The 17,125-nt window shown below is 69.0% G+C and carries 8 protein-coding genes and 6 pseudogenes; 5 read left to right on the forward strand and 9 right to left on the reverse strand.

The window, feature by feature from the left end; genetic code table 11:
* Position 1: 1 nt before the first annotated feature.
* Positions 2–466, reverse strand: a pseudogene (locus ACFY7C_RS37140) (IS5 family transposase); the annotation flags it as partial.
* A gap of 16 nt (positions 467–482) precedes the next feature.
* Positions 483–715: pseudogene (locus ACFY7C_RS37145) on the reverse strand (IS5/IS1182 family transposase); the annotation flags it as partial.
* A gap of 161 nt (positions 716–876) precedes the next feature.
* On the opposite strand from ACFY7C_RS37145, the gene ACFY7C_RS37150 reads away from it, so the two are divergent.
* On the forward strand, positions 877–2,472 hold the full coding sequence (locus ACFY7C_RS37150; RefSeq protein ID WP_389660241.1) for a serine/threonine-protein kinase: 1,596 nt from the start codon (positions 877–879) through the stop codon (positions 2,470–2,472).
* A 196-nt stretch (positions 2,473–2,668) separates the two neighbouring features.
* Here the strand turns inward: ACFY7C_RS37150 and ACFY7C_RS37155 are convergent.
* The 3 genes and pseudogenes from ACFY7C_RS37155 to ACFY7C_RS37165 all read right to left on the reverse strand — a co-directional run.
* Positions 2,669–2,860 (reverse strand): annotated as a pseudogene (locus ACFY7C_RS37155) (transposase); the annotation flags it as partial.
* A 138-nt stretch (positions 2,861–2,998) separates the two neighbouring features.
* Positions 2,999–3,658 (reverse strand): annotated as a pseudogene (locus tag ACFY7C_RS37160) (VWA domain-containing protein); the annotation flags it as partial.
* A 23-nt stretch (positions 3,659–3,681) separates the two neighbouring features.
* Entirely contained in the window at positions 3,682–3,999 is a 318-nt protein-coding gene (locus ACFY7C_RS37165) for a hypothetical protein (RefSeq protein WP_389660244.1), read from the reverse strand.
* A gap of 586 nt (positions 4,000–4,585) precedes the next feature.
* On the opposite strand from ACFY7C_RS37165, the pseudogene ACFY7C_RS37170 reads away from it, so the two are divergent.
* Positions 4,586–4,830 (forward strand): annotated as a pseudogene (locus tag ACFY7C_RS37170) (IS5/IS1182 family transposase); the annotation flags it as partial.
* Between the two features lie 99 nt (positions 4,831–4,929).
* A pseudogene (locus ACFY7C_RS37175) lies at positions 4,930–5,749 on the forward strand (IS5 family transposase).
* On the opposite strand, the gene ACFY7C_RS37180 reads toward ACFY7C_RS37175, so the two are convergent.
* The 3 genes from ACFY7C_RS37180 to ACFY7C_RS37190 form a co-directional block, all read right to left on the reverse strand.
* Entirely contained in the window at positions 5,739–6,095 is a 357-nt protein-coding gene (locus ACFY7C_RS37180; protein WP_389660247.1) for a hypothetical protein, read from the reverse strand. The pseudogene ACFY7C_RS37175 and the gene ACFY7C_RS37180 overlap by 11 nt on opposite strands.
* 148 nt (positions 6,096–6,243) lie before the next feature.
* A complete protein-coding gene (locus ACFY7C_RS37185; protein ID WP_389660250.1) occupies positions 6,244–6,513 on the reverse strand; it encodes a hypothetical protein in 270 nt (89 codons plus the stop codon).
* Positions 6,514–6,816: 303 nt separating this feature from the next.
* A complete protein-coding gene (locus ACFY7C_RS37190) occupies positions 6,817–6,984 on the reverse strand; it encodes a hypothetical protein (RefSeq protein WP_389660252.1) in 168 nt (55 codons plus the stop codon).
* Here ACFY7C_RS37190 and ACFY7C_RS37195 point away from each other — a divergent pair.
* The gene (locus ACFY7C_RS37195; protein WP_389660255.1) at positions 6,983–7,321 is read left to right on the forward strand and encodes a thioredoxin family protein; all 339 of its coding nucleotides are present in this window, start codon (positions 6,983–6,985) and stop codon (positions 7,319–7,321) included. The genes ACFY7C_RS37190 and ACFY7C_RS37195 overlap by 2 nt on opposite strands.
* On the opposite strand, the gene ACFY7C_RS37200 is transcribed toward ACFY7C_RS37195, so the two are convergent.
* Positions 7,318–8,067, reverse strand: a complete 750-nt coding sequence (locus ACFY7C_RS37200; RefSeq protein ID WP_389660258.1) for a hypothetical protein — start codon at positions 8,065–8,067, stop codon at positions 7,318–7,320. The genes ACFY7C_RS37195 and ACFY7C_RS37200 overlap by 4 nt on opposite strands.
* A gap of 1,036 nt (positions 8,068–9,103) precedes the next feature.
* On the opposite strand from ACFY7C_RS37200, the gene ACFY7C_RS37205 reads away from it, so the two are divergent.
* The coding region (locus tag ACFY7C_RS37205) for a LamG-like jellyroll fold domain-containing protein (RefSeq protein WP_389660261.1) at positions 9,104–17,125 on the forward strand (8,022 nt) is incomplete at its 3' end.

Below are 17,125 nucleotides of genomic sequence, written 5' to 3' on the forward strand. Positions count from 1 at the left end.
TTCACAACGACGTCCGCAGGCGGCGGAGGCATATGAGGCTGCAGGCCAGTTCGAGCAGGCCCTGATGGAGGTCAGCACGTCTTTCGTAGCGGATGCGGAGTCGTTTGAACTGGTGAAGCCAGGTGAAGGCCCGCTCGACTACCCAGCGGACCTTGCCCAGTCCGGAGCCGTGGGCGGCACCGCGTCGGGCGATCACGGGTTTGATGCCGCGTTTCCACAGCAGGCGGCGGTACTTGTCGAAGTCATAGCCCCGGTCGGCATACAGTCGCCGAGGCTTGCGCCGAGGGCGTCCCCGCTGGCCCCGGATCGGGGGAACCGCGTTCAACAGGGGAAGAAGCTGGGTGACGTCGTGCCGGTTGCCGCCGGTGAGTGTGACGGCGAGCGGGGTTCCGTGCCGGTCGACGATCAGGTGGTGCTTGGAGCCGGGGCGGGCCCGGTCGACCGGTGAGGGACCAACGTGGTCCCCCCTTTAACTGATCATTTCAGAATGAGGTTCTGAGGCGTCTCAAGCAGAAAATGTTGCAGGCGAGTTGGATGGGTGCGAGGTAGAGGCCGGCGCGTATCTCATAGCGATGCGCAGTCGCTTGAACTGGTGGTGCCAGGCGAGAGTGCGCTCGACAAACCACTGGTTTTGCACAAGCCAAACATGCGTGTGCCACGGCGGGCGATGTTGGGGGTGATGCCCGCGGGCCCGTAGGAGGCGACGGTACGTTTCGCGGCTTCGGCGAGGGTTGAGGACGCCCCCGAGGCGGGAACGCCCCTGGGGCAAAGAGCCATGGGGTGTGGAGCCGTAGGCCATGGGTCGTGCGCTCGGTGATACTGGCGCGTGGCATGGCACGCCAGGGAGGCTGGGGTGCGCGGGCGCGAGGGGGCGGCGTGGATCTGCCGGAGCACGTGGGCGACTATGCGGTGGAGCGTGAACTGGGCGCGGGTGGCATGGGGACGGTGTATCTGGCCCGCTCGCGGGGTGGTCGTGCGGTGGCGGTGAAGGTCGCCCGGCCGGAGCTGGCAGCGGATCCCCACTTCCGTGCCCGGTTCCGTGCAGAGGCCGATGCCGCCCGCAGGGTTGGCGGGTTCCATACCGCCCAGGTGATCGACGCCGATCCCGAGGCGCCGGCCCCCTGGATGGCCACTGCCTACATCGCCGGACCTACGTTGTCGGAGCTCCTCGCTGAGCAAGGCCCCATGGGGGAGGACGCGTTGCGAGGGCTGGGCGCGGCGCTGGCGGAGGCCCTGCAGGCGATTCACGCGTGCGGTCTCGTGCACCGTGACCTGAAGCCCGGCAACATCATCATGGCTGATGACGGCCCGAGGGTCCTCGACTTCGGGATCGCCCGAGCTCTGGAATCGACACGGCTCACCCACACCGGCGGGGCCTTCGGAACTCCCGGTTTCCTGGCTCCCGAGCAGGCGCAGGGCTTCGCGGTCGGACCGGCCGCCGATGTGTTCGCGCTGGGTGCGGTGCTGGTCGCCGCTGCGGGCGGACGAGCGTTCGGTGAGGGCACGCCGATGGGGCAGATGTACCGGGCCGTGCACGAGGAGCCCGACGTGTCCCGCGTTCCGCCCGGCGTCCGGCCGGTGGTGGTCGCCTGCCTGGCCAAGAACCCTGCCGAGCGGCCGACCCCGGAGGGGCTGCTGGATCTCTTCGCGCCTCGTGGCCCGGCCCGGCACAGTACGTCGCCGCACCCCACATCCGCTGGGCACTCACTGACGGTCCCAGATGGTGCCGCGGCCCTCGTAGTGATGCCGACCGCCACGGCAGCTGCGCCAGTCGCGGATGACGGAGGTGTGGCCGGCGCCCCGACGGTGACGGCTCTTCCGGGAGACAGCTCCCGTACCGCGTCTTCCGCCGCAGAGGCGGGGAGTCCACCCCGGCCGAGGCGACTCCTGCGCGGCAGGCGACGCACTGTCGCGATGGTCGCGGCGGTGTTGTTGCTGGGCGGCGCGCTGTTCGGCGGTTACGAGCTCACCGACATGTCCTTCCCCCAGGCCACGCACGAACTCACGGTTCCTGAAACCCTGTTGGGCGGCTCGTACCGTCGCTCCAGTTCGCTCTCCAGTGGACCGGAAGCGCCTGAGGACGGCCTCTTCGAGAGGGACGTCCAGGACTTGAGTGTCTATTACTTTCCGCCTAATTCCGAGGCTGAGAACCAGGCGCTCAACAGCCCCGATGCCCTCACGGTGTCCGCCATGTTCGGGCGGTTCAAGTTCGTGGACGCGAAGCGCGACAGCTATATGTCCGCGGGCGGGGCAGACATCCAGGTGATCGAGCCTGCCCGGATGATCAGCGTCCCGGGTGCGGACGTGAGGTTCCGCTGCACGAAGACGTCTCTGAGGACCATATGCGGATGGGGTGACACCAGCACGATCGCGTCGGTGTCGTTCCCCAACTCCACCAGTTCCGAAGAGGCCGCCGTGATGACCCACAAGATCCGCAACGACATGCGCAAACCCATCGCCCGGAACTCCTGAGCACCGCACTTCAACGGCCCGCGATACTCCGAGCCACCGCTCGGGCACGCCCGCCTGCTGAGACGGAAATCCCGCAGGAACGGGCTGGGTGGCTTCCGCACGTCGCGACTGGCACACCCGGCACATCCGTCGATCTGCGCGGACGTCTTCTGACCGAGGCGCGGCCGGGATGGTTCAGCCTGGCCAGTTGGCCGCTTCACGGTGAGGCTCGCAGGCGGCGAAGGCATATAAGGCTGCATGCGAGTTCGAGCAGGCCCTGGTGGAGGTCGGCGCGTCGTTCGTAGCGGGTGCGGAGCCGTTTGAACTGGTGCAGCCACGCGAAGGTGCGCTCGACCACCCAGCGCACCTTGCCCAGTCCGGAGCCGTGGGCGACGCCGCGTCGGGCGATGTCGAGGTACTGGCCGGGCGTGACCAGCGGAGCGTCCTGGCAGCCGTTGAGGGAGCCCTCGACCGGCTTGCCGGTGGCGTGGTAGGTCCGCCACTCCTTGCGGAACAGGGTGCGCAGGTTGGCGGTCAGCGAGTCCGCGTCGTCGGCGTCCGCGTACGACCCGTCGGTCACGTCGGCGATGCACTTCAGCTGGGTACGTGCCGAGGTGGGGGTACGGAATCCGACCACGTCCACGGCGAGGTCGATGCCCTCGGCCTTGAGTTCGCGGGCGACGTCGCACGGAGGAGGCGGCGCGCAGGTGTCTTCACCGTCCGATACCAGGATGATGCGGCGCTTGCCGCTCGTGCCTAGGTCCTTGGCGGCTTCGCGGAGCGAGACGCCGATCGGCGTGAACCCGACCGCCTTGAAGCCCGCGACCCGCTTCTTGGCGTCGGCACGCGCCGCCTGGTCTATCGGCGTTACTGGCAGGATCTGCTGCGTGTCGGCACAGCCCTGCTTCTTTTCCTTTCCGGGATACGTGGCGCCGTAGACGCGTAGCCCCAACGGGGCCCGTTCGGGGGCCGTGTCGATGATCCGAGTGACCGCCTGCTTGGCAGCGGCAAGGCGAGTCTGGCCGCCGGCATCGTTCTCGTTCATCGACCCGGACAGGTCGAGAACCAGGTCGATCCGGACGGGCTCCAGAGCATCGGGCGACGCCGGGGCCGCGGGGGCTGCGCTCGCGGTCGCCGCCAGGAGCGCGCCGAATATCAGCAAGGGAAGAGCGGCGAGCACGCGTCGTCGGCGTGGCCTCAGATGCATGAAGGTGATCTCCAGGAGAGCTGTCAACTGGCCGGGGGCAGGAGCCGGTCAGGATACAGCCGCTCCCATCGGCGTCGTCTTGTTCGGCGTAGCTGTCCGCGGGTGCGGGAGGCGAGGACGGCGCAGGTCGCGGCGAGGGCGCGGAGTCGGCGGGCGCGGTGGCTGTTGATCACCGCGCGACTGTGTCGAGAGGCCGGCCGGGGCGGGGTGGGTTCCTGTCCTCGCTCGATGTTGGGGGGAGTGTCGAAAATTTCTGACACTCGGCGGGCAGCGAAGACGGCGCGGAGCGCGGTCGCGGCCTCGATGGTCTTGTAGACGTTGTCCCGGCTGATGTGCAGCACCTGGTCGGCGTAGGCGTCGAGTGAGGCGTGGCCGCCGGCTCTGTACAGGTCCTGGTCGACGAGGATCTGTAGCGCGGCGCCTTTCTCGTTGGTCCACCGGGCCTTTGCCGCGCGGACGCTGCGGCTACACCGGACGCGTCAGGCGACGGCATTCCCGACATCTGGGCCGCGAACTCCACAGGATGGCAGTACTTGTGGCGGGGCGGCACCACTGCACCGATGGGCGACGCCAACGGCCGCGACGAGGATGACTGGCACACCTTCCTCACCATCGGCTAGCCGGTCCACTGGCACCGAACCGCGTCCGCGTGCGGTGGAAACGGCCATGTTTCCACCGCACGCGGACGCCTTCGCGTCTGTGGCTTGCGTGCCGGATACTGCTGATCGCCGGCGAGTCGACAGCACCCGCTCCCGCGAGGAACGCCAAGCGCGACCTGCGCCGGTCATGGAAGCGTTCCCCTTCCTCGACCGCGCCGGCATCCCACGGCGATAACTGCCGCCCGATCGCCGGCCCGGCCCTCGGCCTGCCGAACCAATCACCGCAGCACCCCACCGAGCCGGTCGAAGACAGCCGACCGCGCGTATGCCGGACGTGCAGAGCCTTAGAACCTCCGCGAACGTGCTCGCGACCTGCCAGGGGCATCGACGCAGGCAAGAAGATCGCAGGCCGCAAGCGCCTTATCAGCATCGACGCCCTCGGTCTCCTTGGCCGCGCTGGTCCCAGCTGCGAGCGATTCCGACGACGCCGGAGGCATCCACCTACCCTGGCGGATCGCGCGAGCCCATCCGCACGTCACCAAGGCATGGGCCGACACCGGCGTCCGTACTAAATCGCCCCTGCTCCGGTGCCCATGTGTAGAGGACGCCATGAACAAACAAGATTTCCCTTAGACGTCGTTTCTTATGGCGTGATCACTCGTTAAACCGTGCATGACGGATCTCGTTGAGCGGCTGGTGCCGGACGAGTTGTGGGTGTTGTTCAGGCGGGTGGTGCCGCCGACGGTGGTGATACGTCCGCAGGGCGGTGGCCGGCGGCGGGCGGGTGACCGTGAGGCCCTGGCGGCGATCATCTTCGTGGCGACGTCGGGCTGCACGTGGCGGCAGTTGCCGCCGGTGTTCGGTCCCGCCTGGCCCACGGTCTACCGCCGGTTCGCCCAGTGGAGCCGGGACAAGGTCTGGGCCCGGCTCTACCGCGTGATCCTCGACGAACTCGGAGCGCGGGGCGAGTTGGACTGTCGCGGTGCGCGATCGACTCGGTCAGTCTGAGGGCTGCAAAAGGGGGCCACTGACGGGACCGAATCCGACCGACCGCGGCAAGCTGGGATCGAAGATCCACCTGATTTACCGACCGGAACGGACTACCACTGTCCCTGGGCATCTCCGGCGCGAACATGCACGACAGCCTGGGCCTGGAGCCGCTCGTCCGCGGCATCCCACCCATCCGCTCCCGCCGTGTGCCCCGGCGCCGACTGCCGGCGAAACTGCACGCCGACAAGGGCTACGACTACGACAACCTGCGCCGATGCTCCGTCGGCGGGGCATCCGCCACCGCATCGCCCGCAAGGCCGTCGAGCCCTCACAGCGGCTGGGTCGACACCGCTGGGTGGTCGAGAGAACCGTGTCCTGGCTGGCAGGATGCCGACGGCTCCACCGCCGCTACGAACGCAAGGCTGAACACTTCCTCGCCTTCCTCGGCATAGCCGCGACCCTGATCGGCTACCGCCGGTTAAAGCCCCTGCTCACGGCCTGAGCCGGTCCTGCTGCACATCGAAACAGACCAACCCCATGGACTGCGCCACCGCTACCGCGTAGGCCGACGCTTCCTCAGCCCTCTCCCAGGCCAACCCGAAGTAGATCAGCGGACCACTTGCGCTGTCGATCAACGGCCCGACCGACCAGGGCGACGCCTCGTCCTCGTCCTCGGTGATGTCACACCACCGCTCAAGAAGCGCCGCGACGTAGGCCGCGATGCGTTCGGACGGAGGCTCATTGACCTCACCGTCGAGATAGCGGTCGTACAGGTCACCGAAGGACCGGCGGGCGCTCTTGTCGTCCGCCGGTCGCGCACCCTCCCAAACAGCCAGGTCGTAGCTCATGCCAGGAGGCTCTCACACCGCTCTGACAGCCATAAGAAACAACGTCTAAGGACACGAACGGACGGCGGCTCAGCCGTGCCGTGCCTCGTGGCTGTTTCCGGGCCCGACCCGGCTGGACCGGCGCCCGCCCCCGTTGTCCTGGGCAGTGTTAGTGGTGCGGCTTGCGGCGGTCGAGATGCCTCCTGCCGAACAGGAAGCCCGTCAGGGAGATGACCTCCGCGTCGGTGCGCTCGGTCTCCAGGCCGCGCTCGTACGGACAGGCGGCGAGGTCGAGCACGCCCTCGGCCAGGTTCTCCGTCCAGCTCCACCGGGCGGGCGGCTCGCGGTGCTCACCACCGATGGCCCACAGGTTGTTGAGCAGCTCGGCGGCGTGCTGCAGGACGCTCGGCACGTACAGGGCGACGCGCCTCTCCCCCACGGCCTCAACGGCGGCGTACGCCTCGGCGGAACGTGGCGTCCGAGCGGGCCGAAACGCGGACACCGGTTCGTCTGGGCGTAGCCGCCAAAGATGCAAGGTCGTCACCTCGCTGTTCATGGCGCTTGTCCGGTGCTCGGCCTGCTCACCGGGGTGAGCCGCGCCCAGGCACCGGCAGACTCTTGAGCGTCCGGCCGTTCACCGCCGTCCCCCGGCCGTGGCCCGCCGGGCAGCCCAGCAGGCCGCCCGGCTACGGACTGGATAACGCGCAGTTCACGACCGTTGCCACCCGGTTCCAGCCCGTTGTCAGTCCTGGCCGCCGCGCGCCGCGCGCAGCGCCTGCAGGACCGCCGTGAACTCGGCGTTGTCGAAGACCTGGAGGAACGGGCGGAGCTGGACCGGGCACTGACCCACCAGGAGGACGCGGGGGATGATGGGCGTGGAACGACGGAACGCGAGGTCAGGAGCTTTCATGGCGAAGTGGGTGCACCAGCCCCGTGAAGACGCGGAGTTCGATTTCATCCTCGGGATGAGCGACATCCCGGTCCTCGCGTACTTCACCGGGACATGGCCCAAGGCGATCGGTCCCTGCCGGGCGATGGACCTCGTAGTGGGTGGCATCGCCGAGGAGTACGCGGGCCGCCTGACGGCCGTCCGCGCCGACATCGCGCGCTGTCCGGCCGCGACCAAGCGGTACGGGGTCACCGGAGCCCCGTCGTACGTCCTGCTGAGGGAGGGCGAGGCGGTCGCGCGCGGCGAGGGACCCATGACCACCGCCGAGTGGCACAAGCTCCTGGACAGCCACCTCTAGTGCAGGTCGGCTATGAATGGGTGCGTATGGTTGGTCGGGCAGGTGAAGATCCGCAGCTCGCCCCAGCGGCCGACGACGATGTCCGTTACCTCGTCACTGGCGATCGTGAAGAGCAGTGTCGTTCGCTTCCCGCAGGCTTCACACTCGGGTGTGCGCGGCTGGTTGAGGTGCCAGGTTGGCCAGCCTCCGAGTTTCCAGCCGGCGACCCGGGTAATCACGTCCTTGCCCCCAGGGTCAGTGTCCTTCACCAGTTGCTCAAGGACGGGCTGTAGTTCGGACGGCAGTTCCTCACTGTACGGGAAGTCGGTGAGGTGCTCGACAGAGAGCACGCACGGCTTTGGCAGGTACTCGTCCTCGTAGTGCTCCGGCGGCTCCGGAGGGTCTGCCACCGGAGCCGCGGAGAGCTCGGCGGCGCGCCGCCAGCGCAGTTCGACAACCGGGCTCATGTCGGCCTGGCCGACCGGTGGATCCCAGTGCTCGACAGGGCACCAGAGCACCTGCAGCAGGTCCGCCCCGTCGGGCCACCACGGCCCGGGCACGTCACGGGCGTAGATCTGGGCGAGCGGCACCATCGCCATGAGCTCGGATTGGTGCGGCCCGTCGTCCTGCCGCACCGGACACCTGGGCCACGGCTCGTCGGCCGGCCACAGCAGCGGACCGCCGATCGAGCTGTCACCGACCCCGGGCATCCCGCGCTCCGGGTGGAACCTAGCGGCCTCGCGGCCGTAGGGCGCGAGCTCTGGCATGCGCGCCAGGATCTCCTCTGTGGAGGGGCGCCGTCGATCCACCGTTCAGCCTTCCGAATCGCGAGTCACGAACGAACCAACGCACACACGTTATCGCTGGGCATCGACGGCCGATTGGCTCGGTGGACCGGCCGGGCATCAATTGTCAGACAGACCCAAGGGGACCCGAGCAGCCGAGCGCCAAGAACGTCCCGTAATCGAGAGTGGGCGCCACGCCGTTCCCCGCCGCCTGCGGTGGGGACGCGGACCCGGCGCGGGCGAGACGGGCCCGGTGTGCCACCCGGGCAGCGACATCCCCGACCCGAGCGACGAGCGGGTGAGCACAGGCCCCCAGGACACGCTCGGGCCTCCCCTGGTCGATCGGCGAAGGGCCCAACCACGTGTGGGCACCGCTGCGGTCAGCTCCGTCCCGGACCGCCGGCCACGCCCCTTTCGCGATCCCGGCGGCGCGCCGCTACACGCCAGCTGCTGTCCTGGACGCCCCATCCGATGTCTCGACGCACGTTCCCCCCTCCGCGTGGTGCTGCGGCGCGTGTGCGCTCCGTGGCGGGCGACGGTACCGTCCGCGTATGCCAGTAGCCAGGCCAAACTGACGCAACGGCGTTCTCCTCCACCTGCATGTCGAACTTCGTCCGCGCCATGCGTCGTGCCCTTTCGGTGCGCGTCCAGGCACTGCACACCAGAAGCGGACCACCTCCCTTCGACCGCCTCGGTGGCCGCAGGCCGTTTGCCGCTTGGACGACAAGGGCGGACTGTTTCCCTGGATGCGAGCCGTGAAGGAAGTGTGAGTCCCACTTGACGGCACCCGGAGTGACTTGCATCACGAAAGTCACGTCCAGCGGCGGCTAGTTCGACAACGTTGATCAGGACATAAGCGACTTGCTCGCGCCACCCCTCCGGACCGGTCTTCTTGAAGGCTGTTTGTCGTTTGTGCGTTGCCTGTGGATCCAGGTAGGACTACCCCCCGCCAATCATCCATGTGGGGGAGTAATAGGTGCGTTTCACCCGTCCACTCGTCATATCCATGGCGATCACCATGACTGTGCTCGCGGGCACAGAACAGGCAGCGCTGGCGGTCGTTCAGTCGGCTGCCGCGAGATCCGGCCCAGGATCCAGACCCGATCAGAGCTGGGGCTCGGCCGACGGTCGCAGCCACAATGCCTCCGGCGACGCAACGGACGCCGCCGCGTCCGGCGGCCATAGCAACGCGCTCAAAGCCCGTGGCGAACTGCCGCCGGACTCCGGCACCACCCGGCTGAAGCTGGGAAACGGGAACAAGCAGGCGGAGGTTCTTCCCTTCCGCAAGGTCGCGACGCCGCTTCGAATCACGCCCAAGGGCTTCGATGCGAGGACCAGTTCCGAAATCGCCGGAAAGCGCACGGAACGCGGGCGCACCTTCCTCAACGATGACGGAACCTTCACCACCCGCTTCTACAACGAGCCGGTCAACTTTCTGGACGACGGCCAGTGGAAGGCCATCGACACGCGGCTGGCGAAGAGCCCCGACCCTGCGGGCACGCCCGGGTCCGAGTGGCAGGCCCGGTCCACGGAGGAGAAGGTGTCCTTCTCCGAGTTCGCGGACGCCGACACGCTGGTGCGCCTTGGCGTCGGCGACACCACCTCGATCGGCTACTCGATCGAGGGCGCGGCCCGGACCCAGGGTCGCGTGAACGGCAGTGTCATCACCTACCCGAACGTCCGCCGCTCCGCGGACGTGGAGCTGATAGCCGGCAGTGACTCCGTCAAGGAGACGCTGATCCTCAAGGACCGGGGCGCGCCCACCGAGTGGCGCTTCCCGCTCACGCTGAAGGGGCTCACCGCCAAGCTCGACGGCCACGGCGGCATCGACTTCACCGACGAGGCGGGCCGCAGGCAGGCCTGGATGCCGGCCGGTTGGATGGAGGACTCCAAGAAGGCCCCCCACTCCAACGAAGGCGTCATCTCCTCCGGTGTCACCTACGACATCGTCAACGAGGGCTCACGTCAGGTCCTGGTCGTGAAGCTGGACCGGGCGTGGCTGTCCGCCCCCGAGCGGGTCTTTCCGGTCAAGGTCGATCCTTCAGCGACCGGCCTCGAGGCCGCTTCTGGTACGTACGTGGAGTCTCCGTACAACCAGAACTTCGCCAGCGACACCAACATCAAGGTCGGTACGTACGACGCGGGCGGCCACAAGGCGGCCGCTTTCCTCAAGTTCAGCGGTCTGGACACCACGCTCAAGAACGCGTACGTGATCAACGCGAACCTCGCGCTCTACAACACCTGGTCGTACTCGTGCACCGCACGGCCGGTCACGGTCCACGAGATCACCTCGAACTGGTCCGAGAGCACGACATCGTCATACCCCGGTCCGGCCACCGGCGCCGCGCTCGGCTCCAAGTCGTTCGCTCACGCCTGGCGGCCCACCGGTACGACCAGCTGGTCCTGCGCACCGGCATGGGAGTCGATCCCGCTCGGTGAGTCCGGCCGCCGGTTGGTCGACGACTGGACGCACGGCCGAAAGGCCAACTACGGCCTGGCCGTGAAGGCCGCCACGGACGACTCCAGGAGCTGGAAGACGTTCGGCTCCGACGACTACCCGGGTGGCAAGCCGAGCCTGGACGTGACGTGGTCGAAGTACGGTGCCACCTACGGTCTCGGTGGATTCGTCCAGCCTCCGACAGCCACCAGCGAGGGCACCTTCAAGGTCACCGTGACCAATCAGGGCCAGCAGACCTGGGGCAAGACGAGCAATTACAAGCTGCGGTACGACCTGTTCGACGCCAACGGCAACAAGGTGGGCGGCGACTACTGGAGCAAGATCCGGTGGACGCCGATGCCCTACGACGTCGCCCCCGGAGCCTCCGCCACCGTCGATGCGAAGATCGCTCCGCTGGCGCCCGGCACGTACACGATCCAGTGGACCATGGACGAGTACGGAGTGCGGAGCTTCGTCGACGACGGAGTTCCGGGCCCGGCCGTGCGCTTCGACGCGGTCAACGTCCCGCCGTACCTCACCGCCGCAGCTCCGCCGAGCGGCACGGTCGTCGACACCCTCATCCCCACCCTGTGGGCCACCGCCACCGACCGGGACAAGTCCCCGAGCAGTCTGACCTACCAGTTCGAGGTGTGTGAGGTCGACGGCCAGGACACCCGGAAGAACTGCCGCGGCAACACCCATGCCCCTTCCGAGAGCTGGACGGTGCCGAGCGGCTGGCTCAGTTGGGCCAAGACCTACGCCTGGTACGCGTACGCCAACGATGGCAAGGACCAGTCCGCCAGGACCGCCCCGTCGATCCTGACCACTCAGGTTCTGCAGCCCGTCATCACCTCCCACCTGGGCGGTGCCGACCGCGGCAGGACGTTCGGCGAGCGGTCGGGGAACTTCGTCACCGCCGCCACCGACGCCGCCGTGCCGACCGTGGGTCCCGAGCTGGCGGTCACCCGTACATACAACTCGCAGGACCCGCGCCAGGCGAACGCCTTCGGCGCCGGCTGGGCCACCCGTTGGGACATGCGGGCGGTCGTCGAGCCCGACGGCAGCGTCGTCATCACCCTCGACAGCGGCAGTCAGGTCCGCTTCGGCAAGAACAGCGACGGCACGTACAGCGCGCCGTCCGGCTCGCTCGGCGTACTGACCGCCGTCACCGATGGGGGCTGGACCCTGCGCGACGCAAGCGCGGCCCTCTTCACCTTCGACGCGACGGGCCGCCTGACCAAGGTCAAGGACGGTCACGGCCGTGAGCAGCTCCTCACGTACACGTCCGGCAAGCTGACCAAGGCCACCGACGCGCTGTCGAAGCGCGCGCTGACCTTCACCTGGAGCGGCGCGCACGTCGCCTCGGTGTCCACCGACGCCGTCGGCCCGCTCGCCCCGGCGCTCAAGTGGTCGTACACGTACACCGGCGACCAGCTGACCAAGGTCTGCCCGCCCGATTCGACCACCGCGTGCTCGACGTACGAGTACACGGCCGGCTCGCAGTACCGGGGCATGGTGCAGGACGCCAACCCGGTCGGCTACTGGCGGCTGAACGAGGCCGAGGGCGAGTCCGCGGCCAGTGAGGCGGTCTCCCGCACCGGCATGAACGCCGGCCACTACCGCGATGTGACCCTCGGCGCCGCGGGCGCGCTGGGCGCGACCGGCAACAAGGCCGCGTCCTTCAACGGCACCACCTCCTACGTGGAGCTGCCGGAGTCGACGCTGGCCTCCTCCCCCGTGCTGTCGGTGGAGTTGTGGTTCAAGACGGACACACCGAACGGAGTCCTCGTCGGATTCCAGGACGACCCTCTGGGCCCGACGCACCCCAACGTCTACAACCCCGTGCTCGCCGTCGACTCCGCGGGCAAGCTGCGCGGCGCCTTCGAGAAGGCCAACGGAGGTCTCGTCCCGATCACCTCCACGGCCACTGTCACCGACAACACCTGGCACCATGCCGCGCTGACCAGCTCCGGCACCGGCCAGACCCTCTACCTCGACGGTCAGGCCATCGGCACCCTCGCGGGTCCCGTCAGCCACTCCGTCAAGACGTACACCTACCTCGGCGGCGGCTTCACCGACCAGTCGTGGGACGGCGCCGGCACGTACGGCACGCGCTACTACAAGGGCCTCATGGACGAGGTCGCGGTCTACCACCGGGCCCTCGACGCCGGAGCGATCAAGGCCCGCTTCGCCGCCCGTGCGGGCGGATCGAAGCTGACCAAGTCCACCCTCCCGTCCGGCAGGGTGAGCGCTCAGGTCGCGTACGACGGTGACACCGGTCGCGCGACGAAGGTGACCGACGAGAACGGCGGCGTCTGGCAGATCTCCGAGCCCCGCTACGCCAACGGCTCGCAGGCCTACAGCGATGCGGTGCGTGCCTCCGGCCCGGTGAACTACTGGCGCTTCGGCGACAGCAGCGGCGCCGCGGCCGCCGACGAGGTATCCGCCGGCGGCAACGGCTCCTACCGTGACGGTGTCGCCCTCGGTGGCGCCGGCGCGTTCCTCGACGGCGACGACGGGGCTGTGACGCTCGACGGTTCCAAGGGCGCGATCTCCGTGCCGTCCGAGTCCATCGCCGGCGCGACCTCGCTGTCGGTGGAGATGTGGTTCCGGACGGACAAGCCCAGCGGTGTCCTGCTCGCCCTGCAGAACACGGAGCTTGGCACCACTCCACAGATGTGGAACCCCAGCCTGGTCATCGACGCGGAGGGCAAGCTGCGCGGCCACTTCTGGACCGGACCCTCCGCGGGCTGGCCCGTCATGGGCGGCGTCAAGGTCACCGACAACAAGTGGCACCACACCGTCCTCACCGGTGGCCCCACCGGCCAGTCCCTGTACCTGGACGGCGTCAAGCTGGGCTCTCAGACGGGTGGGGTCAAGCCGGAGACACTGAACCACGCCTACCTCGGCGCCGGCTACTCCAGCGAGGCCTGGGACGGCCAGTCGCCGGCGACCCGCTACTTCAGCGGTCAGCTGGACGAGGCCGCGTTCTACTCCAAGGAGCTGGACGCCCAGACCGTCGCCGACCACTTCAAGGCCCGCAACCGACTGGTCTCCGGCAACGGCGACCAGTACCGCGGCACGGTCATGGCCGATTCCCCTGCCGGTTACTGGCCGCTCGACGAGACCGGCGGCAGCTCCGTCGTCAACCAGGTCGCCGTCAACAGCGGCAGCGGCACGTACACCAAGACCGCCCTGGGGGCCACCGGTGCCTTCGGCGTCGGCGACCGGCCGGCGGCCGAGTTCGCGGGCGACGGCTACGCCGAGATCCCGCCGCTCGGCACGTCGAGCACCGACGTGTCCGTCGAGCTCTGGTTCAAGACCACCAAGCCCGGTGTGCTCTACAGCGACCAGGAAATCCCCATGCCGGGTCCGTCGGGCGGCACGTACACGCCCGTGCTGTACGTCGGGACCGACAACAAGCTGCACGGCCAGTACTACACCCGGGGCGTCACCGCCACGAACGCGTCGCCGAACGCGGTGACCGACGACGCGTGGCACCATGCGGTGCTCACCGCGCAGGGCGGCACGCAGACGCTCTACCTGGACGGAAACCAGGTCGGGCAGGTCACTGGCGCTGCCGTCGACCACCAGGCCAACACGCACACGTACCTCGGCGGCGGCTACACCACGTGGTGGCCCGCCGGGCCCGGTGCCGTCAGTTACTTCACGGGCCGGATCGACGAGGTCGCCGTCTACAAGCGGCCGCTGACCGCGCGCCAGGTGGCCAACCACTACCAGGCCCGCACCGAGGCGAGCGGATCCTCGCTGTCCGCGACCGTGACGGTCACCGGCCCGACGGGGGCCAGGACCAGCAGCACTTTCGACGCGATCCGGGGCCAGCGCCGCACCGCCTCGACGGACGCGGACGGCGGTGTCACCACGTACGCGTACGACACCGGCGGCTTCCTGCACACGGTCACCGACCCCAATGGGCACTCCAGGATCACCGGCCACGACGAGCGCGGCAACACCGTCTCGACGACGACCTGCCGGGACGCCAACTCCTGCTGGACCTCCTTCGCGGAGTACCACCACAACGCGGCCGATCCGCTGGACCCGCGCAACGGCAAGCGGGTCGCGATCCGCGACGGCCGCTCGTCCGGACCGGCGGACGACCGCTTCCGGACGAGGACCTCGTACACGGCGCTCGGCCTGACCGACACGGTCACGCTGGCCGACGGTCGCACGTCGTCGACCACCTACACCACGGGCGCCGAGCCCGCGGTGGGTGGCGGGACCACACCGGCCGGCCTGGTCGCCACCACGAGGAGCACCGGCGGCGCCAGCACCTCCTACGCATACTTCGCGAGCGGTGACCTGGCGAAGTCGACGGCGCCGTCCGGCATGGTGACGACCTACACCTACGACGGCATCGGCCGGAAGCTGACCGAGACGCAGGTCTCCGACGGCACCCCGGCGGGTGTCACCACCAGCTACGCCTACAACGCCATGTCCCGGATCACCTCCGAGACAGGCCCGGGCGTGAAGAACGAGATCACCGGAGCCACCCACACCGCACGCGTCAGCCGCACCTACGACGCGGACGGCCTGCTGCTCACGGAATCCGCGGAGGACACCACCGGCGTCGACGCCACCCGCACCACGACCTACCACTACGACGCCCTCGGCCTCAACGACAGCGTGACGGACGCCGCCGGCAACGAGTCGACGTTCGCCCACGACGCGCTGGGCCGGGTGATCCGTGAGACGGACCCCGCGGGCAACATCGTCACCCACACCTACACCAGGCGCGGCCAGCTGGCTGAGTCCGTGTTGAAGGACTGGACGGGCGACCCGTCCGGACAGACCCGCGACCTGGTCCTGGAATCGAGGGCCTACGATCCGGCGGGCCGACTGGCCTCGTCCACGGACGCCCTGGGCGCCACCACCACCTTCGCCTACTACGACGACGGCCTCCAGGCTTCGGCGACGGCGAAGCAGGTCACCCAGTCCGACGGCTCCAAGAAGGACATCGTCCTCAGGTCGACGGTCTACGACGGCGCCGGCAACGCGGTCTCGCAGACCGAGAGCGGCCGCCGCACCACGGTCAGCACGCTCGACACCACCGGGCGCACCACGCGCACGGTGTTCGACCCGAACGGCCTGAATCGCGTCACGACGTTCGCCTACGACGCGGACGACCGGATCACCGAGCAGACCCAGTCGGTCGACGCCTCCGGCAAGAAGGTGACGTCGACCACCGAGTACGACGCGGTGGGCAACCCGAGGAAGACGACCCTCACCGACGGCACCGCCACCCGGGTCTCCTCGGCGACCTTCGACCAGCGGGGCCTCCCGCTGACCCAGGTCACCCCACGCGGCATCACCAGCACCAACCGCTACGACGAGCTCGGCCGCCTGGTCGAGACGACCGCGCCGCCGGTGCAGGCGGAGGAGAACGGCCAAGCAGCCACGGCCGTCACTCCGAAGACCCTCGTCGGCTACAACACCTTCGGCGAGGCCACCGAGTCACGTGACACGCGCGGCCTGGTGACCAGGACGGAGACCGACACGCTGGGCCGTCCCGTCGCGGTCACGCTGCCCGGCTACATCCCGCCGGGCGCGACGACGCCGATCACGGCCGTGACGCGCACGACGTACGACAAGCTCGGCAACGTCGCCTCCACCACCGACCCGCTCGGCCGTATCCGCTCCTACGGGTACGACCAACTGGGCAACCTGGTCCGCTCGACGGACCCGGCGGTCGGTGGGGCGCAGGGCCTTCAGGCCCCGGGTGCCACCGCCTTCGACGGCACGTCCACGGACCTGTCCGGCGGCGGTGTCTCCATCTACACCTGGACCCCGACCGGTCTGCCGCTCTCCGCGACCGACCCGACAGGAGCACGCACCGAGGCCACCTACGACGAGCTGGGGCGCGAACTCACCGTCACCACGGTGGAGCGCAAGCCCACCCTGCAGAACCTCGTCTCCCGTTTCACCTGGGACGACGCGGGCAACCAGACCGCTTCCCGATCGCCCGGCGGGCGGGTCACCACCGCGACGTACGACGCGGCCGGCCAGGCCCTGACGGTCACCGACCCTGCGGGCGGCGTCACCCGCGGCGCCTACGACGGCCTCGGCCGCCGGACCGAGAGCAAGGACGCGACCGGCCGCAGGACGGTCACCGCGTACGACCTCATGGGCAAGCCGACGTCCGTGGCGGACTACGGCACGGGCACGACCGCCCTGCGCTCGGTCTCGGCCGAGTACGACGCCGACGGCAACGTCACTGCAATCACCGGCGCCACCGGCGCGCGCCGCACGTACGCGTACGACGCGCTCGGCCGGACGACCAGGCAGGTCGAACCGGTCACCGTGACGGATTCGATCACGACGACCTTCGGCTATGACGCGGCGGGCAACCTCACGCGTCTGACCGACGGCCGCGGCAAGTCCACGTTCTACACGTTCAACACGTGGGGCCTGCCCGAGTCGACGATCGAACCGGCCACCACCCAGCACTGGAATACGGATGTCCGTACCTGGACGAACGTCTACGACGCGGCCGGGCAGCTCGTCACCGAGCTGTTGCCGGGCAACGTCAAGCGTCAGAAGACGTACGACGCCCTGGGGCGCCTGACCGCCGAGACCGGCTCCGGC

It is taken from the genome of Streptomyces sp. NPDC012769 (assembly GCF_042901205.1).
GTDB lineage: Bacteria > Actinomycetota > Actinomycetes > Streptomycetales > Streptomycetaceae > Streptomyces.

Bases quoted from the DNA above. Each gene is read 5' to 3' on its own strand.
- ACFY7C_RS37200 (WP_389660258.1), bottom strand. From the start codon at position 8,067: ATGCCAGAGCTCGCGCCCTACGGCCGCGAGGCCGCTAGGTTCCACCCG.
- ACFY7C_RS37180 (WP_389660247.1), bottom strand. From the start codon at position 6,095: ATGAGCTACGACCTGGCTGTTTGGGAGGGTGCGCGACCGGCGGACGAC.
- ACFY7C_RS37190 (WP_389660252.1), bottom strand. From the start codon at position 6,984: ATGAAAGCTCCTGACCTCGCGTTCCGTCGTTCCACGCCCATCATCCCC.
- ACFY7C_RS37195 (WP_389660255.1), top strand. From the start codon at position 6,983: ATGGCGAAGTGGGTGCACCAGCCCCGTGAAGACGCGGAGTTCGATTTC.